We start from the raw sequence: 24,375 nt of genomic DNA, 5'->3' as shown, positions 1-24,375 counted from the left end.
TTTTGTCTTATGCCGGCTTACTGAGCCAGCAACCGCATAAAAAAGAGAAACCATCAATTGTTATTGATGGTTTCTTCATTTATTATATTTTCATTCTTTGAATCCTGACGGCATTCAGAATTGCCAAAAGCGCCACTCCAACATCAGCAAATACGGCTTCCCATAAGGTAGCCAAACCTCCTGCTCCTAAAATAAGCACGATTACTTTTACGCCAAATGCCAGGGTGATATTCTGCATGACAATTCTTCGGGTCACTTTTCCTATTTTTATAGAGGCTGGAATTTTGCTCGGCTGGTCGTTCTGGATTACGATATCGGCAGTTTCTATTGTCGCATCGCTTCCCAAACCTCCCATCGCCATTCCCGCATCGGCAAGTGCAATAACAGGAGCATCATTTACTCCATCACCTACAAATACGATAGTCTTTGCTTGATCTTTTAGCTCCTGGACTTTTTCTACTTTGTTTTCAGGAAGTAAATTTCCAAAAGCGGTATCGACACCTAATTCTTTTGCGACTTTATCCACAATGCTCTGCTTATCACCGCTAAGCATAACCGTTTGTACGTTTAACGCATGCAGGCTTGAAATTGCAGCCTTGGCGTCTTCTTTTAATTCATCGGCAATTACAAAATAACCGGCGTAAACTCCATCAACGGCCACAGCTACAATCGTCTCAACTTTGGTTTCGATTGTTTTGTCATAATCAACATTAAACTTTTTAAGCAGTTTCAGGTTTCCGGCCAGTACTGTCTTGCCATCTACGATTCCTTCTAATCCATACCCCGCAATTTCTTCTACTTCAGAAACAGCGGCATTTTTATAACTTCCATTGGAATATCTGGCAATTGCATTGGCAATAGGGTGTGTTGATTTGCTTTCCAAGGCCGCTGTCAAAAACAATAATTCTTTTTGGTCTATAACCGATACGACTTCTTGTACTTCAAAAATACCTTTGGTTAATGTACCCGTTTTGTCCATTACGACAACATCTGTTTTTGTCATCACATCCAGATAATTGCTTCCTTTAAACAGGATTCCATTGCGTGAAGCCAGTCCTATACCTCCAAAATACCCTAATGGAATTGATATTACCAAAGCACAAGGACAGGAAATTACCAAGAAAACCAATCCACGATATAGCCAGTCATTAAAAACATAGTTTTCTACAAAAAAGTACGGTAAAGAAACTATGGCAATGGCAAGAAATACTACTATTGGCGTATAAATTTTGGCAAATCTGGAAATAAAAAGCTGCGTCTTTGATTTTCGTGCTGTAGCTTCCTGTACCATCTCGAGGATTCTGGAAAGTTTGCTATCTCTGAACAGTGCCGTAACTTTAACATCTATAAGAGTTTGAAGATTGATCATCCCTGCTAAAACCGCTTCCCCTCTTATTTTTGTATCGGGTTTGCTTTCACCTGTCAGTGCCGCAGTGTTAAATGAAGCGTTGTCTGATATCAATTCTCCATCCAATGCTACTTTTTCTCCCGGTTTCATCTGGATGATTTCTCCTATTTGGACTTCGGAAGGATTTACTACCACTGGTTCTCCGTTTCGGATTACGGTTACCGTATCGGGGCGTATATCGAGTAATGCTTTGATACTGCGTTGTGCTCTTTGAACTGCAGCATCCTGGAACAATTCTCCTACGGCATAAAACAACATAACCGCTACACCTTCAGAATATTCCCCGATTAAAAATGCACCTATGGTGGCAATAGACATCAGGAAAAATTCAGAAAAAACATTTCCGTTACGGATTTCTTTTAAAGCTTGGTAATTGACTTTTAATCCTACCAAAAGGTAAGCGACAATATACCATATCAAATCTACGGGATATTTAAAAAATCCCATTTCTGATTGTTCAAACCAGATTCCCAAAATCAAAAGCAGAAAACTGCTTATGACGGGAAAATAGGTTTTCCATTTACTCTCGTCGTGGCTGTGCGAATGTCCTACTTCGCTATGATCGTGTGCCATACATCATGTTTTTAATTAATGTGAGTGTCCGCCGCCACCTTCACTTTTTAGCAAGTGGCTTTGGATGTAATAGGCTCCTTTCAAGACAATCTTGGCATTGGCATCGATTTTCTGAAGTACCGAAACCTGAACATATCCCAATTGTGATGTTCCTGTCTTTACTTCTATTCTTTGAAAATGATACATCTTGCCTGCTTCCTCATGTTTATGTCCGTCTTCATGTGAATGACCTTCTTCGGCGTCATGTGTTTCTTCTTCGTGTCCTTCTTCAAGGATGAAGATAAATTCTCTTCCTTCTGCTTTAACAATGGCATCTAACGGAAGTGCCTGTACATCTTTAGCTCCAACATCGATCAAGGCATTGACATACATCCCAGGAATTAATGTTTGGCTTTTATTAATAATATCGGCATGAACTGCTACGGATTTTGTTTCATTTTCAAAAGCTTTACCTACGTTAAAAACTTTCCCTTTAATTTCCGTATTGTCCTGATTGGTCAGTACAAATCGGATGTTCTGTCCCGCTTTTACTTTCTGCAAATCTTTTTCATATACCAAAAGGTCTACGTGCAATTGTGAATTGTCGACTATGCTTAATAGCGGTTTCCCTACTTCGGCATTACTTCCTATTTTGATGTTTATTTCAGTAATAAAGCCTGAAATTGGTGCTACAATAGGCATTATAGAACCTGCACTAGAACTTCCATTCAGATTGAGCAGACTCAATTGCTGCTTCAAGGAACTTAATCTTGCCTTTTCTGTTTCAAAATCTGCCTTTGTCTTCTGGAAGATTTTTTTGGAATTGACATTTTCTTCGCTTAATGTTTTCTGGCGTTCATATTCCAGCGTCAGAAATTCCAGATTGCTTTTTGAAGTCTGATATGCTTCCTGCAATTTAGCAAATTCCGGGCTTTCTATGGTTGCCAGTACCTGACCTTTTTTCACCGCTTGTCCCTCAATAACATTTATGGACTTGACAATTCCTGTAAGATGTACTGAAACATCTGCCTGATTTTGCGGCGGGAGTTTGGTATAACCATTAGCATTTACAACATCACTCAAATTTTTCATTACAAAAGTCCCTATCTCAACTCCAGCGGCTTTGTATTGCGCCTCATTCAATTCGACTTCTTTGGCGGAAACAGTTTCTTTTGGTTCGCCTTCAGCGGTTTTTTCATCGTGATTATGACCATCATGGTCGGTATGTCGAAGTGAGAAATAGAGAATCAAAGCGATAGCAATTGCCGCAAGGCTTCCGTATACTATTTTTTTTCTGTTCATGTTCTTATTATTGATTCGCCAAAAACTGCAAGTTGATTACAGTCTGGTTAAAGTTATTTACTGCATTGATATAATTCGTTCTGATGTCTAAAGCGGTTTCCAATCCCTGAACATATTCCACATAGGAAATATCGCCATTCATATAAGCCTTTTCTGCATTTTTACTAATCAGGTCAGCATTTGGTAACGCCGTACCTTTATAATAGTCTATTAGCGATTGGAATGTCTGTAATTGCTGCAACTGCTGTTCATGCTGGTTTACAAGCTGCGTTTCCATATAGGCTGCATTTTTTTGCTGAACCTCGATATTTGTTTTTGCTGCTTGGATTTTTGAAACGCTGCTGCCTGCAAAAATCGGGAGTGAAATTCCAACGGTAAAGCCCTGAAATCGTGGCGTCCCATCATAAGAAACCGTTTCTCCGTTTACTTCCTGACTTCCTTTGAAAGATTGGATAAAATAGCCTGCTGTGATATCAGGCATCATTACCGCTTTTTCAACTTTCCTGCCCGCTTCGGCAACCGCAACTTGTTGTTGTGCCAGTTTATAATTTGGATTCTGTTTTACCAAAGCGCTATCCAAAACCGCTAATGAAGGTAACGCTGTAAAAGACGTATCGCTTACTGCAAATTCTTCTTTCCTATTCAGGAAAGTCCTGATTTTGGATTTTTCTACAAGAATCATGGCGTCGTTCTGCTTGATTCTTTGTTCCAGCTCTTGCTGTTTTGCCAAGGCCGTTGTTTTTTCAAGCGAATTGGTTTCTCCCGTATCAAAACGAAGTGAAGCCGAACGGACAAATTTTTGCATCAGCTTATTCTGTCTGGACAACATTTTGTTGAGTTCTGAATAATAGAGCATCGCATTCCAGGACTGCCGGATGTTAAACGTTACTTCTTGTTTAGTGACTCCCGCTTTTAACTGACTCAAATTACTGTTTTCAAGTAGCAGTTTTCTTCTGGCTCCATATTGGAATGGGCTAAAACTTTGGGAAACGCTGAAATTTTTATCCTGGGCATTGGTATTTAACTGACCAAATGTTCCCGTAATTTCGGTCTTTGGAAGATCGAATGCCGTGCCTTTCAATTGCGACTGCATCTTGCTTTCCAGTTCTGAAGACTGTATCAGCGTATTGTTTTTCAATCCCAATTCTATGGCTTGTTTCAATCCTAAGGTTTTAGGAACTTCCTGAGCATTGGCAGTAGTTGAAAAAAGTGCCAGAACAAGAATAGAAGCTATAGCCGTATTTTTGCTTTTGATAAAGCCTTTTTCAAAATAATAATACAGAATCGGAAGCACAATCAGTGTTAGGATAGTTGCAGTCAGCAATCCGCCAATTACGACAGTTGCCAATGGCTTTTGTACTTCTGCTCCTGCGCTGCTGCTGATTGCCATAGGCAGGAAGCCCAGTGATGCAACAGACGCCGTAAGGATAACTGGTCGCAATCTTACTTTGGTTCCTTCTTTTATGCGTTCATAAATATCATCCATACCTTCTTTTTTTAGTTGATTGAAATAAGCTATCAGTACGATTCCGTTTAATACGGCAACTCCAAATAATGCAATGAATCCGACACCGGCGGAAATACTGAAAGGCATGCCCCGAATCCAAAGAGCAAACACTCCTCCAATTGCAGACAGTGGAATTGCTGTAAATATTAAGAGTGACTGCTTGACAGAATTAAACGTAAAATACAATAAGATAAAAATCAATCCTAAAGCAATCGGAACGGCAACCATCAAACGTTTGTTAGCATCAATTAGGTTTTCGAACTGTCCGCCATAGGTTGTATAATAACCATCAGGAAGTTTTAATTGCTTGTCTAATTTTGCCTGAATTTCTTCCACAACTCTTTTGACATCCTTACCTCTAACGTTGAAACCTACTACAATTCTTCGTCTTCCATCTTCACGGCTAATTTGCATCGGCCCGTCTTCGTATTGGATATCGGCTACCTGTTCCAGCGGAATCTGGTTTCCGGAAGGCAAGGTGATAAATAAGGATTTCAAATTGGCAATATCCTGTCTGCTATCAGCTTCCAATCTTACGACAAGCTCAAATCTTTTTTCTTTTTCATAAATCAATCCGGCTGCTTCGCCTGCAAAACCGATACGGATAACTCTGTTTAGGTCGCCTATATTTAATCCGTAAAGTGCCAGTTTATCTTTGTTGTAGCGCACGGTAATCTGTGGCAATCCTGCCACACGTTCCAGCTTGGCATCCGAAACTCCCTCTACTCCTTGAATGAGCTGCAGCACTTCATCTCCTTTGCTTACAAGCATGTCGATATCGTCTCCAAAAATCTTAATGGCGACATCACTTCGCACACCTGTCATCAGTTCGTTGAAACGCATCTGTATTGGCTGGGAAAACTCAGTAGTAGCACCCGGAATTTCCTGCAATGCTTCTTCCATCTTTTCCATAAGTTCTTCTTTCGTTTTAGCCGAAGTCCATTCTTTTTTATCTTTCAGAAGGATAATCATATCACCGGCTTCAATTGGCATTGGATCGGTTGGTATTTCTGCACTTCCGATTTTTGTGACAATCATCTTGATTTCCGGGAATTTGGCTTTCAATATTTTTTCGGCTTTTGTAGTCGCTTCAACTTCTTGTGATAGCGAACTTCCCGAAGCAATAATAAGATGGGTAGCAATATCGCCTTCGTCCAGCGTTGGGATAAACTCACCTCCTAGAGAGCTAAACAAAAACAAGGCAGCCGCAAACAAACCAACAGCCGAAATAATAACGGCTCTTTTTGCCTGCAATGCTTTTTGAAGCAATGGGCTATAAAAATTATGGATGCTATCAATAATCCTGTCGCTTATATTTTTTTTATGTCCGGTTTGTTTTTTCAGCACTAATGCACTCATCATCGGAACATAAGTAAGCGAAAGGATAAAAGCTCCTAAAATGGCAAAAGAAACTGTCTGTGCCATTGGGCTAAACATTTTTCCTTCAATTCCAACCAAAGCAAGAATCGGAAGGTAAACGATCAGGATGATAATTTCCCCAAAAGCAGCACTGCTTCTGATTTTCACAGAGGCCTGATAGACTTGTTCGTCCATTTGAGCCGCCGTGAGATTCTCTTTTTTCCGGACTTGCAATCTGTGAATTATGGCCTCGACTATAATAACGGCTCCATCGACGATAATCCCGAAATCAATCGCACCAAGGCTCATCAGGTTACCACTGACTCCAAAAATCCGCATCATGGTAATGGCAAAAAGCAATGCCAGCGGAATTACCGAAGCAACGACCAGTCCTGCACGCCAATTTCCTAGCAACAGTACCAATATAAAAATTACGATAAGCGCACCTTCAATCAGGTTGGTCTGTACTGTACTTATGGCCTTGTCAACCAATTTAGTTCGGTCCATAAATGGTTCGATGGAAACGCCTTCAGGAAGCGATTTTTTAATCTGTTCCATCTTTTCCTTTACTCTTTTTACGACCTCGCCACTGTTTTCGCCTTTAAGCATCATGACCATACCGCTCACTTCTTCGCCTTTGCCGTCTTTGGTTACAGCTCCATAACGAATGCTGCTCCCTATCTGCACCTTGGCAATATCACGAATAAGAATAGGAATTCCGTTCTGGTTTTTGACAACAATCTTGCTGATGTCTTCAATATTATTGACCATACCAATTCCCCTGATAAAATAGGCATATGGTTTTTTGTCAATATAAGCTCCGCCCGTATTTTCGTTATTGGATTCCAATGCTGTAAATATTTCGGGAATGGTTACTCCCATACTTTTCAGCTTGTCAGGCTGTACGGCAATTTCATACTGCTTGAGATAACCTCCCAAGGTATTGATTTCCGCAACACCTTTTGTTCCAAGAAGCTGTGGCTTGATAATCCAGTCTTGAATCGTGCGCAGTTCTGTTGCATTGTATTTGTCTTCATAGCCCTTTTCAGGGAATACGACATATTGGTATATTTCTCCCAATCCCGTGCTGACAGGAGCCATTTCTGGCGTACCAACATTTTTAGGAATCATATTTTCCGCTTCTTTTATACGCTCGGAAATTTGCGCACGTGCCCAGTAGATGTCTGTATCTTCTTCAAAAACGACAGTAACTACGCTTAGTCCAAATCGGCTGATAGAACGTAATTCTACAATTTTTGGAATGGGTTTTACGGCCTGTTCAATCGGATAGGTTATAAATTGTTCCACATCCTGTGTTGACAAGGATGGCGAACTTGTGATAATCTGTACCTGGTTATTGGTAATATCCGGCAGGGCATCGATCGGAAGCTTATAAAGTGAATAGCTTCCTACGATTATGAGTGCCAGTGTAAACAGCCCAATAATAAATTTATTATGGATGCTGAAATGTATAATCTTATCTAACATAGATTATGAGAATTAGTATAAATGTTGATTTTATCCTTATTACGGGTGTATTTGTGGAAAGTCCACAAGAAATCGGCCGACTCTCATCGGCATAACATTATACTAATTGGGGTGGTTGCCAAATCGATCCGAAGAAACTGGATGTAACAGGCTTATAAAAACTTGGTGTTTTTGTATATGAATTATCAAAATGCGGCGCCATGTCGAAAACAATAGCCGAATGTATTATAATTGGTGTAGTACAGCAGGCACAGATACAAAATGGCGTACAAAAATCTTCATGATGCTGCTCATTCTCAAGCTGGGAAATTTGTGTATGGGAAACCGTTTGCGGTTGTGCGTGAACATCATTACAAGGCAAAATCATCAGTACCAGCAAGTAGACCGATAAAAAAGAAGTAAGAAAATGCCTTGTTGATTTCATGTTGTAAATGTAGAAAAAATATTTATAGGCAATCTAATCAATAATTAGAAATTACTTTGCTTGTACCAAAATGATGCCAGTACTCCAAAAACATCTTAAGATTTGCTTAAGACAGTAATTCTCCGTACACAATTGACAACCAATAAAATATATAAATAATATAACTTTTTTCTTACTTTAATATTCTCAATTTGAGAATTTGTTATAAATCAAAACTATTAATAGTCGCAATACTTCAATTCATTAGATTTACAGTATTAACCTATTAATTTTATTTAAAATGAAATCCAAATCACTATTTATTGGCCTATTCGGCCTAAGCGTTTTATGTGCCAATGCACAAAATGTACAATCCAACAATTTGGCAACCAGTGGCGGTTCCGGTGCCGGGACAACCTTAACAGGTGGTGGACGAAATACCTTTTATGGGTATGAAGCCGGAAAAGTAAGTACTACCGCAAGTTCCAATACTTTTATTGGCTGGAGCAGTGGAAAAAGTACTACTACAAATGGCGGAAACACTTATGTAGGAAGCCAGTCTGGATTAGATAATATCAATGGATCGGCTAATACCTTTATAGGCGAGAGTTCTGGACTTGGTAATACAACCGGGCACCAAAATACTTATGTGGGTATAAATACCGGTTTAGGAAACAATAGTTCACACAATAGTTTTTTTGGTACTGAAGCTGGATATGGCAGCACTGGAGAAAGCAATACCTATCTTGGTGAAGGTGCCGGAGAAAACGCTATAGGCGATAGAAATCTCTTTTTAGGATACCGTGCCGGAATGGACGTGAAAAAAAGCAATACTTTTATTGTCCAGGACTATCTTTATTACACATTAGCGCCACTTATGATGGGTGACTTCCCTACTGGAAAAGTAGGTATTGGAGTTACTGCTTTCCCTTCTACTGCCGGGTCAGTTGATGTTTCTGGTTATAAATTCTTTGTCAAGGGCGGACTTCTTGCAGAAGAGATTCGCGTAGCTACGACATGGGCGGATTATGTTTTTGAAAAAAACTACCAACTTCCAACATTAAAAGAAGTAGAACAGCATATTGCTGAAAAAGGACATCTTATCAATGTTCCATCTGGAAAACAAATCGAGCAGGATGGTATTTCTGTAGGAGAAATGGCAAAAATCCAGCAGGAAAAAATTGAGGAGTTGACACTTTATATCATCGAGCAGAATAAAATCAATGAAAAACAAGCCGAAGAACTAAAAGAATTGAAAGAAATGGTTAAGGCTTTGGCTTCTAAAAATTAAATCCATGAGAAAATTTATATTATTTATAACCTTCTTGCTGGGAGCTGTGCAATTGCATGCTCAATGCGTGGCCAATCTCAATCTGACCACATTTGAGACGGTAACTCCCGTGGTGCATCAGGCATCGAATCGCATCGTGGCATCTTCTGGTTATGGGGTAAGTTCTGGTTATAACAGTACGCTTCGTGCCGGAGTTTTGGTGGAACTTAAAGGCAATACCCATATCAAATCGGGTTCTTTATTTCTGGCAAAAATAGGCCCGTGTGGCAAAGTTAAGGCACGACAGATGGAAACATCTGATAAGCTTGTCGATGCGTTGCAGCTTACTGTTTATCCAAATCCGGTAACTTCAAAAATGAATCTTTCTGTAGACAATATGGAATTGGCAACAGTGACATTGGCCTCCATTGATGGAAAGGTTATTTCGGTAAAGGATGTTAAAAATGAGACTTCCCTTGAGATGGAAATGGCTCAGTATCCTTCAGGAATCTATCTCGTTACGGTCGAAACTGCCGATGGGCAGGTGTTCCGAAATAAAATAGTAAAGAATTAAACGATAAAGGCCCTGTTTCCAGGGCCTTTTTATTTTTCTTGAGTCAATCTTATTTTCTACTGGATCTCATCGCTTTCACTACTTGCAGGTTTTTATCTTTCTGAAACTTCTCATATTGATCTGTTTCGCGTCCAAAAAGCGCTACTTTACCTTCGCTGTCATGGTGAATGCCCCAGCCATAACGTTTCGCTAAAGGTGAAGTTCTCAGGCAGGCCTGCCCTTTGGAGAAGAATTTTTCTCTTTCTACTGCCAATTCGCTTTCTGCCAAATCATTCTTTATGGCATAAATCTGAAACAGCACCTCATCAGATGTAAATGCATACGGTTTTTTGCTAAGCATTTCGAATTGGAGATTTGCTATGGTTTTTGCTTCTCCTTTCACGGGCGGTATTTCTCCTTTCACAGCCGGACAATCTTCTGCTGCTTCGATGAAAGCATTTTTATAGTTGGTAGTATGTATTTTCATAGCATTTTTGTTATTGATCCAATGCTTGCAAAAGTCCAATCCGATTTCCTTCGCTGTCTTCCAACTCTGCTACAAATCCCCATTCGCCGTTTGAGGTTTTGGGAAACAATACCGCACCTCCACTATTTAATGTCAGTTCCAGCGTCTTGTCAATGTCTTTGCTCTTTAGATAAATAAGCGTTCCTTCTTTCGTAGGCTTATATATTTCGCCTTTTGCCAGCGCTCCTGAAATGCCCGGAGCATTTTCATCCAGCGGAAAAAGTGCCATTTCATTATCATGTATGGTATCTCTTTCGAATTCAAAACCAAAGACGGAAGTATAAAACTGTACTGCTCTTTCCAGATTGTTTACCGGAATTTCAAAAAAAACGCCAGGGTTAAAAGATTTTATCATTGTATTAATTTACGCAACTCTTTACATTACGAATTTACTAAAAATACCTCAACTCTTTTATCCCTTTTTCTCAAGTAGCCAGGCAATCAGTTTCTCATTATCTACTATACTCCAGGAATGCGGATGTCTTTTATTGTCTGGTTTTCTGAAGCCTTTGTTTTCTGTTACTATAAGTTCTGCCTGACTATTGCCAAGCCTTTTCAGCTCATTAATCATGGCCGAACAGTCTAAAACGTTCATACCTGAAAAATCAGAACTTCTGTTTTCAATCCACCAAATGACATCTGGTTCTGAATACATTCGTATCGGGATTTTTATAAGGCTTTTGATGGCTTTCTGTTCCGTATCTGAATAGGAATAAGGTGAAATCGTATAATAGTTTTTCAAAACATCATCAGGCGTGCCACCCATAACCTGTTCAATTCTTCCAACCATATAAACATTTTCCTGGTTGGGCTGTGAACCTCCCGAAAGCCTAAGGTCACGTTTGCTGGAATTATAAAACCGTTCAAAATCAAGAGGTGGATCGACTGCAAAAACCGCTATGGGTTTGTTTTTTAAATTTCCAGACAAGGCTATTTCCGCATATTTGACGGCAGCACTTCCTCCAATTGAAAAACCTCCAATATAAAATCGCTGTGACGCAAGATTATATTTTTTTGTTGCGTCTTCAATGATTGCCACCAATGATTTCTGGCTGGCATCATCAACTCCAAACGACATTACGCCGTCCGAGAGCGTGGGAATGATGGTTAGTATTCCTTTTTCTGCACAGCGCAAAGGCAGATCGGTTTGTTGCATCGTCCTTTCCGGAGTTTCTCCAAAACCAGGAACAAGAACCAGATATCCTGTCACGGGTTGTTTTTCAGGAATGATTGCTGTATAACAATCATGTGATGGGTCATTTTTATCGAGAGCTACCTTTTCTATCTTCTGACCGAATGAGTTTAAAAAGCAGCAAAATGCTGCTATGATCAATTTATTTTTCATATTTCTAATATATGATTTTCAACGGATATTGCCTATTACCCATTTAAAAATTCCAATACAACCTGATTAAACAATTTAGGATTATCGGCTACTACTTCGTGTGTCTGACCTTTTAGTATCTCAACTTTAGCTCCCGGAATACTGGCTCCAATCAGTTGCGTATGGCTTTCCAATATCAGGTCATGTTCACCTGCTACGACCAAGGTTTTTGCTTTAATGGTATTTAGGCTTTGAGGGCTGATATTTGGCTCCTGAAGCAACATTTCTAATAATCGGATGGTTACTACATCTGCATCTTTTTGGGTTTTTAGTCTTTTGACATCTTTATCAATGGTTTTTAGCATCTTTTTGTCGATTGCCTTATCAGAAGGATTCAGATTGGCACCCATGGTGACCAGTTTTTTCACATACTCAGGATATTTACTTGCCAACAACAACCCCGTATTGCCACCATCACTCCATCCTACAACATTAACCTGCTTTAAACCCAGCGAATCCAATAACGTTTTCATATCTTCTGCAAAAAGATCATACGAAAAATGTTGTGTCAGCAGGTCTATGCTTTTTCCTTGCCCTCTTGTATCCACCGCAATTACCATATAGCTTTTAGCAAACTCTTCAATCTGACCGGCAAAACTGCTGATGGAGCCGCCATTGCCGTGAAGCAAAAGCAAGGGTTCTCCTTTGCCATAGGTTTCATAATAGATTTTTGTGCCGCCACTGTTTACATATTTTCCTCCTGCCGTATTATTTCCGTAAAAAAACCTGTTGTCGATGGTGCCTCCTTCTGCATGAATACGCAACGACTGTCCTCGTCCTTCCTGATTTTCCAACGAAACGACCATTCCTTTTTTCTTTGCAGATTCTGCATTTTTAAATCCTTTGAGCGGATTACTGGCCGATGACTTTTCAAAATCGCCTCCTTCAATTGGCAGTTCTACCCAACTTTCTCCTTCTTTTATCTCTAATTTCATATTGTCGAAATAGAAATCTCCATTGCCATAAGTAACCAAAGTAAACCACATTTTCTGTGCTTCCGGATCAATCGTTCCCGTAACGACATGGGTTTTCCAATCTTTGGAATCCTTAGGAACAAAAAATGTCGTGCGGGTATTTTCTAAATATTCCCAGTCTTGTTTTTTGGTCTGCAAAACCAGAATTGAACCACCGCTTATAGAATCTGCGGGTTCATTTTTTATATCAACATTCAATCGGTATTGTTTTCCTGTATATTTTTTTACATGAAGGAGTTTCACTAACGCCGTATTGGTTGTAGTATATTTCAGTTGTGAATAGGCACATTGCTGAACTATTAAAAATGCTAGGCAAAGAATCGCTTTAATCATATTTTGTTATATTAATTCCAACAAAATTAAAACAGGAGCGGATTTAAAAATTGTAAAAATGGAAAAGCCGCAACGATCTTTATAAATAAAAATATTCCAACATCGCTCCAATATTTATACTTTTGAAAAGGCAAAAAATAGAGCCGAAACCTTATGGCACAAAACAACGGCAGATGGGTTCCCATCAACGGAAAGAGATTGTATATTGAATTTCAAAAAACCTACGAAAATCAACCCACACTTGTTTTCTTGCACGATTCATTAGGCTGTACAAGCTTATGGCGTGATTTCCCTCAAAAGTTGGCCGAAGCCGTACAGTGCAATGTTTTGGTATATGACCGTTTAGGCTATGGCAAATCTGACCCTATGCTAACTCACGAAAGACCCGTAAATTATCTCGAAGCAGAAGCTGATGTTTTGGACAGTTTGCTTGCCGCTTTAGATATCGACAATGCCATTTTGTTTGGTCATAGTGATGGCGGTTCCGTTGCCCTGATTACTGCAAGCCAATATGGAAAAAGAATCAAGGCCGTAATTTGTGAAGCTGCCCATATTTTTGTGGAAGAAGTAACACTCAAAGGTATCCGTGAAGCTATGGGAGCTTATAAAACTACTGACCTTCCACAACGACTGCAAAAATATCATGGTGATAAGGTCGAAATGCTTTTTAAGGCATGGACAGAAACCTGGACACGTGATGATTTTAGAAATTGGAATATTGAACATTTTCTACCTGCCATAACCTGTCCGCTTTTATTTATTCAGGGAGAAGCAGACGAATATGGCACTATGGAACAGGCTGAAAAAACAGTCAGCCAGGTAAGTGGTACTGCTTCTGTTTTTAGCATTCCAGGAATAGGACATACTCCGCATAAAGAAGCGTTCGAAGTAACGATTGCTGCTGTGAAGAGTTTTTTTGGAAAGTCTGAATTAGCCCGCTCATAAAACCGTTACTCTCAACAATATAACAATCAAACAAATTAATAATGAATAGGTTAGGATTTTACATTCTAATTTAACTACTTTTGCAGCCGATAAAAAAAGGAAGTACTATTACTATGAAAAGAATTGTTGAGCACAGAAAGCTTTTGGGAGTTGACAAGACCGTAACGCTAAAAGAATTAAAAACAATCTACAGAAATACTATGAAGGATGCGCATCCTGATAAGTTTGTAGATGACGAAGCTGGAAGATTGGACGCTGAGGAAAAGAGCAAATCGGTTATTGAAGCCTATCACTTTTTGGTAAGCATCAATCCAGAAACTCAGGAGCGCTACCGTTCGGAATATGAGGAAACTACTTCCAAATCCAATATCCATGATTTTTATTATGAGAAGCAGATTTTGGTAATTCAACATTTGGATGGAAATTCATACGAATATATCGGTGTACCAAGAAACACTTATATCAAGATGGTTAATGCTGAATCGCCAAGCCGTTTTGCCAGAAGACATATTTACGGCAGCTTTATCTATAGAAAAGCAGGCGTTATGGCAGAAGATTAATCTGCATACTACTATATACAAAAAAGCTCTTGGAATTCAAGAGCTTTTTTTATTTCAATATATTGTGTCAGAGTTAATCTTGTACTACAAAAAGATTATATTGTTTCCTGGTAATCTCCAGCTTGAAACGTGACTATAGCCGTAGTACCTTTACCCAAATCACTTTGAATATTTAATTCCGCATTGAGCAGAATGCATAATCTCTTTACAATTGACAAGCCAAGTCCTGTGCCTTTGATGGATTGTCGCTGGCTTTCGGCTCGGAAAAATTCATTGTAAATTTTCTGCAAATCTTCAGGAGCGATACCTACGCCGCTGTCAGCAATCAGGCAGGAAATCTTACCATCTGATTCGTCAAGGGTAATTACAATCTTGCCTTTTTCTTTGGTATACTTTACTGCATTTGAAATCAGGTTCTCAAGAATAACAGATACCAGATAAGCATCTGAACGTATTTTATAATGATCACTGAACTCAAAACTTAAAGCAATATCCTTAGCTGCAATTCTTGAGGAATAGCGTTCCAAAACCTGAAGGATGATTTCATCTAATTCAATATTTTCTATCTGAACTGCCGCTTTCTGGTTTTCGAATCGAGCGAGCAATAATAACTGATCTGCCAAATCGTTTAACCGATTTACTTCGCTGATACAATACCGTATCTTTTCTTCATATTCCGTACTTTTTCGCGGTTTTCTGATTAACACCTCAAGTGTTCCCTGGATAACGGCTAAAGGCGTTCGCAATTCATGAGAAGCATCGGAAGTAAATTTACGCTCCCGTACAACTGCGTCTTCAATACGATCCAACAATTGGTTTATGGAAGTTGACAGCTCAAACAGTTCATCTTTATTTTTGGGAAGTTCTATCCTTTCTCCCAAATTGCTGTTCGTAATCTTACTTGCCGTATTGATAATATCGACCGCTGGCCTAATACTTTTACCTGCAATAAAACGTGTAATAAAAAACAGGACCAGTAATACTGTAAAAAAAGCAATAATAAGTACCTGACTTAAGTTATCAAGAAGTCGGATTTCCTGTTCCATTGACATGGCTATAATGACATAGCCAACAGTATGTCCATGACTTATTAAGGGCGCCTGTACTTGTCTTATAGGATTACCATCCAGAAATGTATCTTCTGTATAGGTTTCTTTTTCACCGTATTTGAATTTCAGGATTTCGTCTTTGAGGTTTCTGGATTTTTCATAAAACTGGCCATTACTATCAAAAATCTGTACAAATACGGGATTGACATTAATTTCGTTATGTTCGCTTTCCTCCCATTCACTTGGTTCAACCAACATGAGATGATTGATTGGCTGTTTTTCTACAAACTCTTGATGGTAACGGATTTCTGTTTCCAGATCATGGTTAATGTCATAATTGATGGAAAACCTAACTACGGAATAGACAACTCCAAAAACAATGGCGATTAACGCTGCCGCACTGATAAGGTTGTATACAGCAATTCTGTTTCTGAAAGATAAAGACATAATAGGCTAGATTTCATTTGCAATATAGCCAATTCCACGGACAGTCTTGATATAGTCCTCTTCTTTTCGTAGGCCAAGCTTTTTTCGTATAGAATTGATAAACACATCTATAACTCCGGATTCATAATCAAAATGGATGTTCCATACTTCTTTGATGATCTGGCTTCTGCTGCATACGGTTCCTTTATTTTTGATAAGGTATTCCAAAAGAGAGAATTCTTTCTGCGTAAGATAGACCTCACGGTCATCGATAAAAACCTGATGTTTTTCTTTATCCAAAAGAATTGGCCCAAGCATATAGCTTGCATTTTCTGTAACAGCAGAACGGAACTGTACTTTTATGCGTTCTAAAAGTTCTTCAAAACTGAATGGTTTTTTGATATAATCATTGGCTCCTGCCTTAAGCCCTTCGATAGTTTCCTGTACCGTGTCTTTGGCTGTTAGAAATAACACCGGTGCCGTTCTTCCTGATTTTCGGAATGACCTGCAAACTTCTATTCCTGATAATTTGGGAAGCATCCAATCCAGCAACAGCAAATCAAAAGATTGTGAAAGAGCCAGTCGTAATGCTTTTTCTCCATCAGAGGCTACAGTCACTATATAATTTTCTTCTTCAAGTCCTTGCTTGAGGAAGTTGGAAATACCTATTTCGTCTTCAGCTACCAGAATGTTCATAACCAACAATTTAATATAAAACAGTCAAAATATTATGCCACCAATACGTTTAGCGATTTCGGTAAAATATCCACCTGAACCTTATTGGTTTCCAACCTGTGATATTCGCCATCAATTTGCACATCAGTAAAAATTCTATCCGGCAGTTCAGCATTCAAGCTCTGAATCATAACATGTTCTGCTTTTTTGAATTTTTCGCTTTTTTTAGCTACTACCAATCCGCCAAAAAACATTTTTTCAAAAAAGCCGATACGAGGCACATACAGCATATCCAAAAATCCGTCAGAAAGGCTGGCTTTTGGGGTAAGGCTCATATTATAACCCATTTCGTTAGAATTAGAAATAAAAAGCAAAAACGGATCTACTACTTGTTCTTTACCATTGTAGCGCAATATTGCTTTTTGTGGCTTGTACTGCGAACTTGCTTTAAGAGAGGCATTCACATAGGCCGTAAGTGTACGCTTTTTAGTGCTTTCGTATTTTTTGATAATCATAGCATCGATACCAAGTCCCATGTTACTAAAAAAACAGTATTGGTTGACTCTGCCTGAATCAATCGCTATCGATTTTTGCTTCTTGATGATTTCGATTGCCTGAGTTATATTTCTTGGAATGTCAAGATTTGAAGCCAGGCCATTTCCGGAACCCACAGGAATAATCCCAAGTTTTATATTGGTATTGACCAACTGCGAAGCTATTTCACTGATAGTGCCATCACCTCCACAAGCCACAATAACGTCAGGTTGTTGGCTTATTGCTTTTTCTGTCAACGCAATTGCATGCTTTTTATAGTTAGAATAGTCGATTTCAACCCTATAGTTTGTTCCCGGAAAATAGCTTTCCAGAAATTCTTTAGTGATGTTGTGTTTTCCTTTCCCTGAGATAGGGTTAACTATAAAATGAATGTATGTCATTCTTTAAGCAATTTGTTTGTAAATAAATAATCGGCAGCCTGATAACCCGCAATGGTTTCTTCCAAAAACTTTTTGTCCATCGGAATCGACTTAAGTTCATTGGTTTCTTTATTCCAATCATAAAAAGCCTGTTTCTTCTGATCGGATAAAATCATGGCTTTTTCCTTTTTCATGTAAACCAGCTTTCTATAGGTTCCTACATAAGCCCGTTCTGTATATTCCTTATCATAAACATTTTTTCCAAAAAAATCAGAACGGTAATTCCAATGCAATTTTGAAAATAAAGTCGGAAATAAGTCAATCTGCGAGCATTGCTGTTGAATTTTTTCCGGTGTTTGGGCCGGCAAATTATAAATAAAAGCCGGAATATGATAATTTGCAACATCAATTTCGTCTTTTCCTGCGCTGCTGGCACAATGGTCTGCTATAATTACAAAAACCGTATTCTTGAACCAAGGCTTATTTTTTGCTTTTTCCAACATCTGCCCTAACGCAAAATCGGCATACTTGACAGCTCCATCCCTATTCGTTCCTGAAGGAATATCAATTTTATTTTCAGGATAGGTATAAGGTCTATGATTGGAGGTAGTCATCACAAAATTGAAAAACGGCTTTTTAGCTGCATAATGTTCATCTGCTACTTTTAGCATTTTGTCATAGATATTTTCATCACAAATTCCCCATGCATTTTCAAAAGTCACTTCGTTATCATCAATATTATATCGCTGGGTTTTGATTTTATCGCTCAGTACACTTCCCCTACCTCGGTCATATATGGTAAAACCGTTGCCTCCAAAATAGCTGTTCATATTATCAAAATAACCATCACCGCCATAAAAGAAACTGTTCTGATATCCTTTATCTCTAAAAACATTAGAAACTGTAAAAAGTCCCTGATTGTCTGGTCGCTTTACGATACTCTGTCCAGGTGTAGGTGGTATACATAAGGTTACGGCTTCCATTCCACGTACGGTACGGGTTCCGGTTGCATAAAGGTTACTAAAGAAAATACTTTCTTGTGCCAGCTTGTCCATATAGGGTGTGATGCCTTTTTCATTACCAAATTCTTTCATAAAGCTGCCACTCATGCTTTCCATCAATATAAAAACCACATTAGGTTTTGCATCAGAAGGCTGCGCATCTGTTATATCTCGTCGAATAGAAGTCCCATTTTGCAAAAAACGGCTGTCTGATTGTTTGACCTGATTTCTTGCAATTTCAAATGCTTTTTTAGAATCTATAGAAGTATAAAAACGTGTATATTCCATCTGGTTATTGCGAAACTCTGCAAAAAAAGAGTAGATTCCAGCTTTGGATATTTCATTATTATAACGGTTAGATGACCATTCTGCCTGATTATTTTTTATGAATCCGATGTAAAACAACAACGATACGGCAGTAACAGCAAATACAGAAAGCTTTTCTTTCACACTAGCCTTTGCTGCAAATGTCCAGGCAAAAACACCTTTCTTTTGAAATAAAAACACAATCAGAAACGTAATCAATGCTACGCCTGAAATAAGATACGGCAGCGGATATGATTCTTGTATGTTGCTAATAACTTCATGCGTATAGATGAGATAATCGACAGCAATAAAATTAAAACGGGTACGAAATTCTTCCCAGAAAGTAATTTCTGCAAAAAACACAAATACTAATAGCAGTACTGTCAGCGAAAAGAAAAAATAGATAAGAATCCTATCGAGCCTAGAACCAACATACCGGTTTGGAAACAGCAACAGATAAAGTATTCCCGGCAAGGCCACAAAACCAACGACTCCTATGTCAAAAAACATTCCGGTTGCCAATGTTCTTATTACCGCTATTGGACTCCAGGATACTTCATTCATCTGCCATAGCATAAATACAATGCGGAGCATCAATGACAATAAGAGGAATCCTTTGAAAAAATTCCATAACAGCGAAAATCGTGATGAAGAAAATGCGAATTTAAACCGTGACTTAGGGGCTTCCATATTCATAGTGTTTGTTGTTGCAAAGTTAACGGTGAACAAAACATTAAATTGGAATGTTAAGCCAGTCTTAAGTAAATCTTAAGAATGAGCAATTTAATTTCCTTATCCTCGTTTTCTTATATTTACGTATTAAAATCTGCTTATGAAATCACTTACATTTCTCCTGATCTTTTCAATGTTGTTCTCTTGCTCGGGGACATCACAAGAAATACCTACCAACACCAAAAAACTGTCTTTAAAAGAAGCTTCTGCTGTAGCAGTTTCAAAAGTCTCTGATCTTATTTGGGTAGCCGAAGACAGTGGCAATAAGAACAAGATTTACGGCCTTGCTGCCGATGGAAAGATTTCGCATACCGTGACACTCGAAAACGCAAAAAATGTGGATTGGGAAGATCTGACTGCTGATGAAGAAGGAAATTTGTATGTAGGTGATTTTGGCAATAATGATAATATCCGTAAAGACCTATGCATCTACAAAGTCAATGCTGGCGACCTAAAAAACGAGACTGCCTTTTCGCCTTCCAAAATAGAATTCTATTATCCTGAACAAAAACAATTTCCTCCTAAAAAATCGGAACTTTTTTATGATGCAGAGTCTTTCTTTATCTACAAGGGAAATTTCTACATCTTTACTAAAAACAGAAGCAAAGGATTTGATGGAACGGTTATGCTGTATAAAGTACCAAACCAAAGCGGCAATCACAAAGCCCAATTGTTAGGCAAATTTAAAGCTTGCGACAACTACCATAAATGTGCCATTACCAGCGCAGATATTAGTCCTGATGGAAAGAAAATCGCATTGCTTAGCTCTAGCAAAGTATGGATACTTTCTGATTTTAAAGCAGACGATTTCTTAAACGGAAAAACTGAAATGTTTGAACTGAATGATGCGACCCAAAAAGAAGGCGTCTGTTTTAAAGACAATCAAACCTTGCTTATCGTGGACGAAAAGAGCAAAAAAACAGGAGGTAATCTTTATGAGATTAAATTATCTGATTTAAAATCCAAATCCTAATCCTGCTGAAACCCGGAGTCCATCTGCCGAATTAAAAAGTGATAGTTTACCCGTAACCAGGTTTACACCATTAATCCAAATTCCGCCGCCATAAGCCTGGTGCCATTTGTCTGATTCTTCGTTTGGCACCCATACACGGCCATAATCAAAACCTCCAAATACGCCATAACGTAACGGTGCAACGCCATTGTCTATTTTTCCAAGATTCCAACGAAGGTCGGTGCTTTGATAGAACGATTGTTTTCCTGAAAAACGCTGATTTCTGAAACCACGCAAATCGGTATCACCTCCAACAGTTGCTGCCTGGTAGAACTCGAAATCGTCATCAAACAACGCTTTTCCTTTTAACAGCGTAGCCAAAACCCAGTTGCCGCTGGTTGAAATTTTATAAGTGAATCCGAGTGAACTTTCTGCATACGGGAATTTTCTATCCGTATCACTGATGTTTATGTTATAGCCTCCCATTAGCGAGAAAACCATACCTAAAGTCGCATTTGACGGATTATCATAGTTTTCAAAAGTATATTTGGCACTAAAATCGACAAAGTTCTTATAGTCAAAAACATCTGGGTTTATAACTCCCGGCTGACTTATAAATCGGCCTGAAGTTCGGTCAACACTTACTCTTTCAAAACTCGCCTGAACGATTGCCGATCCGCCCATTTCGCCTGTCCATTGCAATGACGGTGTAGCTTTCAGTCTTCGGATCTTGACACGGTTATAATCCATATCAATATCATCATCCGGATTTTCCGTTTCGTTTCCAATACCAAAATAATTCACACTAAAATTAGGGCTGGTATAAAGTGCATCGACTACAAAATTCCATTTCCCAATCTGGTGTGGAAAAATTCCTTTATAGAACAATTCAAAACCGTTGGTTGCAAAATAATAGTTGCCACCTATGACATGTCGTTGCGAATAAGGGAATCTGTTAAACCCATTTACGGTATAATTCACCCTTGCTCCTATCTTGACACCATCATCAGGGTTGAATCCTAATAGTGGATAGCCAGCCGCTACATTGTATTTTGGCTTCTCATAATCATAAGTATTGATTAGGTAAGAATCTGAAAGCATCTTCTCACCTTTTCCGGTATTGACAACCGTATTGTCTTTCGTAGAAGAATCGTAAATTCTTATCTTACGGCTGCTTTCTACATCATACGTATCATGATTTTGTCCTCCAAGCAGTCGTATCTTAAGTTTTTTCTTGCCTTCGCCTTTTACTTCAAAAATATCATCATCATCTAGCCCATATACCCATAATTCTCTGGTTTCCGGAGTATGGTAGGTTCTCTGACGAATCAGTTCTTCTTTGTCTTTTTTAATACGGTATACTTCTACCTTAGTTGCATTTCCATCTCTTGTTATTACAAATCGGTCTTTTTTATCGGTTCCAACGATAAGCACTGTTTTTTGCAACACTTTATAATACTCATGGGCGTACTTTTCCAGATGTTTTTTACGGGCTTTCAGGTCTGATTTTATTTTTTCTATCGAAGCATCCTTAACTTCGTTTGGCAGTTTTTCAAAAGCCTTGTCAATTTCAGCATTGGAAAGATTATCAGTTATGTACTTGGCCTGTTCTTTCCATACGTTTTCATCAGATTTCGTAATAAAGGCCAAATCCAACGCATAGGCTTCACGGTTGAACCATTTTACATTATCGAGCTTGTCGTCAAATGACCTCATATGGCGCAGTGCCGGAAAGTTCATCAAAATAGATAGCAGGGCACCATCATATCTGGAAAATGCCTGATCTCTATCACGCGGAATCGGACGATAAATCACTTTGCCATTTTCTTTATATTCGCCCCATCTCCATTGGTCGGAATGCCTGTCCCAATCACCAATCAGCATATCAAATAATCTCGCCCTGATATAACTCGGTTCATCTATTTGATATTTTTCATCTGATCTAATATTTGCCAAAACATCGTCTGTGCCAACGATTTTATCCGGTTTTCCAAAACTCTTTAAGTCTTTGAATGCGCTCATAGGACGTTCTTCAATCATATAAAGTTCGTCACCGTATTCTTCATTAAATAATGCCAGTCTGTTTTGCTTTGGCACATAAAATAATTTCGGATTGGAATGACTTATGCTAACCCTGTCTGCCAATTCAGAAACAACAAACGGCGTATACGGATGTGCAGTCGTATAAAAATCCATGATAAAGTCTTCTGCATAGGTATCACGGAAATCTTTTTCTACAGACTGATCTTTAAACGCAACCGACTGCAGGAATCGGGTAGCACTTTTCTTTAGCGCTCTCATTACATATTCCTTACCATCTTTATCCACTAACCTAAGTGATTTGGATTGGTGACCTCCACCAGAAATTGTAGGCGTCAGTCCTCCATACAAAGTATCAAGGCTTACGCTTCTGGCTTTTATTGGAGTGCTGTAGATTTTTCTATAATGTTTGCCCCAAAGAAAACGGTAGGCACCACCTTTTGTGGTCATTTTAGTCGTATAAACTGCTGTATCTTTAGAGGTAGGAAAACTATTTGGATATTCTCTCAAATTTGGCTTTGGTCTTGGAAAAGTTGGCTGTTGCTTGTATAAAAGTCCTTCTTTACCTTTAGAGTCGGCTCCATAATAAGAAACTTTTGAAGCTCCATTTCCTAATACTTCCAATACTGCATAACCATTCTGTCCGAATGAAAAATCGTTCTCATTGATTGCTCTTGCAGCTTCGTGTTTTGACCCCGCACCACTGATAATCTGTTTGATATTATCCTTATCAATATATTGCAAATTATGGTCGTGACCTGAAACTACCACCACATTATTGCGGTTCTGTATCAAGGTCTTGACTCTTTTGACAAAGGCATTGTATTTTTTATTCTGTAGGTCCTGCGGGCTGATTCCCGAAGTTTTACGCAACAAATTGATGATTGTTCCAAATACCGGTAATGGTATTTTTTTCTCTAACGGAAAAAGGTGTTTTTCTAAAGAAAATTCTCCGCCATGCGTTCCATTGCTCATCAGTGGATGATGGATAGCAAGGATTGTCATTTTTTTCTGGTTATCGTTCAGCCTGCTTTCCAATTCATCAAAAAACTGTTCGCGCGTCTTGATATCACAATCGTTATTGATGGTTGGATGTTTGTCCCAATCTTCTAAATACCATTCACTGTCTACCACAATCAGCGCCACATTATCATTGATATTCAGATGGTCGATTCCGCAATTTTTTCTAGGAAGAAATGATTTTTTTTCTTTCAGATATTCGTTAACCAGCCTCTCTTGTTCTTTTAACCCTTCTACTCCGTTATACCAGTCGTGATTTCCGGGAATGAATATTGTTTTTCCTTTAAAACCTTTTGATAATTCTAACTGGATATTCAGCTTTTCTTCAGCCGTTTTCCTGTCAGGACTGTCTTTTGGAGGCATCCCAAGCGGGTAAATATTATCACCCAAAAAAAGCAACGTACTGTTTGTATCTGCTTTCTTTAATCGCTCTTCAAATAGCTTAAGGATTTGCTGTGCTTTGAGCTCATCGGCATTACCTGCATCGCCTACCAGATAGAAAGTATGTGAAATTGTTTTGGGATTATCAAAATTATCTTTTATCGTAACGGGCTCTTTACTACCAAACTGGGAATGATTTGTAGCACAGGACTGTAAAAAAATTACCAAGCAGATATACTTGAAAGGTGTTATATTTCGTTTACGTGTTACATTAAGCCAAAATAATTTCATAATTTGGTAGTGGTTTTAATTCAA

The 24,375-nt window shown here is 38.7% G+C and carries 18 protein-coding genes; 5 read left to right on the top strand and 13 right to left on the bottom strand.

The genetic code is table 11. The features are described from left to right. Nucleotides 1-82: 82 nt before the first annotated feature. The 4 genes from FJA49_RS16100 to FJA49_RS16085 form a co-directional block, all read right to left on the bottom strand. A complete protein-coding gene (locus tag FJA49_RS16100; protein WP_140002130.1) occupies nucleotides 83-1,981 on the bottom strand; it encodes a heavy metal translocating P-type ATPase in 1,899 nt (632 codons plus the stop codon). A gap of 15 nt (nucleotides 1,982-1,996) precedes the next feature. Further along, entirely contained in the window at nucleotides 1,997-3,262 is a 1,266-nt protein-coding gene (locus FJA49_RS16095) for an efflux RND transporter periplasmic adaptor subunit (protein WP_140002128.1), read from the bottom strand. Between the two features lie 7 nt (nucleotides 3,263-3,269). Then, nucleotides 3,270-7,616: a CusA/CzcA family heavy metal efflux RND transporter gene (locus FJA49_RS16090; RefSeq protein ID WP_140002126.1), complete on the bottom strand. Its 4,347-nt coding sequence runs from the start codon at nucleotides 7,614-7,616 to the stop codon at nucleotides 3,270-3,272. Between the two features lie 97 nt (nucleotides 7,617-7,713). Further along, entirely contained in the window at nucleotides 7,714-8,040 is a 327-nt protein-coding gene (locus FJA49_RS16085) for a DUF6660 family protein (protein ID WP_140002124.1), read from the bottom strand. Between the two features lie 280 nt (nucleotides 8,041-8,320). On the opposite strand from FJA49_RS16085, the gene FJA49_RS16080 reads away from it, so the two are divergent. Together FJA49_RS16080 and FJA49_RS16075 are read left to right on the top strand one after the other, a co-directional pair. Next, nucleotides 8,321-9,310: a hypothetical protein gene (locus FJA49_RS16080; RefSeq protein ID WP_140002122.1), complete on the top strand. Its 990-nt coding sequence runs from the start codon at nucleotides 8,321-8,323 to the stop codon at nucleotides 9,308-9,310. Between the two features lie 4 nt (nucleotides 9,311-9,314). Next, complete coding sequence (locus tag FJA49_RS16075; RefSeq protein ID WP_140002120.1) at nucleotides 9,315-9,863, top strand: T9SS type A sorting domain-containing protein; 549 nt, start codon at nucleotides 9,315-9,317, stop codon at nucleotides 9,861-9,863. Nucleotides 9,864-9,912: 49 nt separating this feature from the next. Here FJA49_RS16075 and FJA49_RS16070 read toward each other — a convergent pair whose 3' ends face one another. From FJA49_RS16070 to FJA49_RS16055, 4 genes are read right to left on the bottom strand one after another with little or no spacing between them, the layout of a single operon-like run. Then, on the bottom strand, nucleotides 9,913-10,329 hold the full coding sequence (locus FJA49_RS16070; protein ID WP_140002118.1) for a DUF6157 family protein: 417 nt from the start codon (nucleotides 10,327-10,329) through the stop codon (nucleotides 9,913-9,915). A 10-nt stretch (nucleotides 10,330-10,339) separates the two neighbouring features. Further along, a complete protein-coding gene (locus FJA49_RS16065) occupies nucleotides 10,340-10,723 on the bottom strand; it encodes a VOC family protein (protein WP_140002116.1) in 384 nt (127 codons plus the stop codon). A 57-nt stretch (nucleotides 10,724-10,780) separates the two neighbouring features. Continuing rightward, nucleotides 10,781-11,713 (bottom strand): alpha/beta hydrolase family protein, encoded by a 933-nt coding sequence (locus tag FJA49_RS16060; protein WP_140002115.1) that lies wholly within the window; start codon nucleotides 11,711-11,713, stop codon nucleotides 10,781-10,783. A 35-nt stretch (nucleotides 11,714-11,748) separates the two neighbouring features. Then, complete coding sequence (locus tag FJA49_RS16055; protein ID WP_140002113.1) at nucleotides 11,749-13,059, bottom strand: alpha/beta fold hydrolase; 1,311 nt, start codon at nucleotides 13,057-13,059, stop codon at nucleotides 11,749-11,751. Between the two features lie 153 nt (nucleotides 13,060-13,212). On the opposite strand from FJA49_RS16055, the gene FJA49_RS16050 reads away from it, so the two are divergent. Continuing rightward, nucleotides 13,213-14,004: an alpha/beta fold hydrolase gene (locus tag FJA49_RS16050; protein ID WP_140002111.1), complete on the top strand. Its 792-nt coding sequence runs from the start codon at nucleotides 13,213-13,215 to the stop codon at nucleotides 14,002-14,004. Between the two features lie 113 nt (nucleotides 14,005-14,117). Beyond that, the gene (locus FJA49_RS16045; protein ID WP_140003014.1) at nucleotides 14,118-14,564 is read left to right on the top strand and encodes a KTSC domain-containing protein; all 447 of its coding nucleotides are present in this window, start codon (nucleotides 14,118-14,120) and stop codon (nucleotides 14,562-14,564) included. A 95-nt stretch (nucleotides 14,565-14,659) separates the two neighbouring features. Here FJA49_RS16045 and FJA49_RS16040 read toward each other — a convergent pair whose 3' ends face one another. From FJA49_RS16040 to FJA49_RS16025, 4 genes are read right to left on the bottom strand one after another with little or no spacing between them, the layout of a single operon-like run. After that, on the bottom strand, nucleotides 14,660-16,060 hold the full coding sequence (locus FJA49_RS16040) for a sensor histidine kinase (protein ID WP_233590202.1): 1,401 nt from the start codon (nucleotides 16,058-16,060) through the stop codon (nucleotides 14,660-14,662). Between the two features lie 6 nt (nucleotides 16,061-16,066). Continuing rightward, nucleotides 16,067-16,735 (bottom strand): response regulator transcription factor, encoded by a 669-nt coding sequence (locus FJA49_RS16035; RefSeq protein WP_140002107.1) that lies wholly within the window; start codon nucleotides 16,733-16,735, stop codon nucleotides 16,067-16,069. 32 nt (nucleotides 16,736-16,767) lie between these two features. Further along, entirely contained in the window at nucleotides 16,768-17,649 is an 882-nt protein-coding gene (locus tag FJA49_RS16030) for a diacylglycerol/lipid kinase family protein (RefSeq protein WP_140002105.1), read from the bottom strand. Beyond that, nucleotides 17,646-19,631, bottom strand: coding sequence for an LTA synthase family protein (locus FJA49_RS16025; protein WP_233590198.1), 1,986 nt, complete (start codon nucleotides 19,629-19,631; stop codon nucleotides 17,646-17,648). Before FJA49_RS16025 ends, FJA49_RS16030 begins: the two co-directional genes overlap by 4 nt. Nucleotides 19,632-19,767: 136 nt before the next feature. Between FJA49_RS16025 and FJA49_RS16020 the strand changes: the two genes are divergently transcribed. Next, complete coding sequence (locus tag FJA49_RS16020; RefSeq protein WP_140002103.1) at nucleotides 19,768-20,640, top strand: NHL repeat-containing protein; 873 nt, start codon at nucleotides 19,768-19,770, stop codon at nucleotides 20,638-20,640. On the opposite strand, the gene FJA49_RS16015 is transcribed toward FJA49_RS16020, so the two are convergent. Next, nucleotides 20,623-24,351: a metallophosphoesterase gene (locus FJA49_RS16015; protein ID WP_140002101.1), complete on the bottom strand. Its 3,729-nt coding sequence runs from the start codon at nucleotides 24,349-24,351 to the stop codon at nucleotides 20,623-20,625. The genes FJA49_RS16020 and FJA49_RS16015 overlap by 18 nt on opposite strands. Between the last annotated feature and the right edge of the window lie 24 nt (nucleotides 24,352-24,375).

The sequence above is a fragment of the Flavobacterium microcysteis genome (assembly GCF_006385255.1).
GTDB classification, from domain to species: domain Bacteria; phylum Bacteroidota; class Bacteroidia; order Flavobacteriales; family Flavobacteriaceae; genus Flavobacterium; species Flavobacterium microcysteis.
Note: the sequence above shows the minus strand (reverse complement) of the source record. Positions and strands in the feature narration are given on the sequence as shown.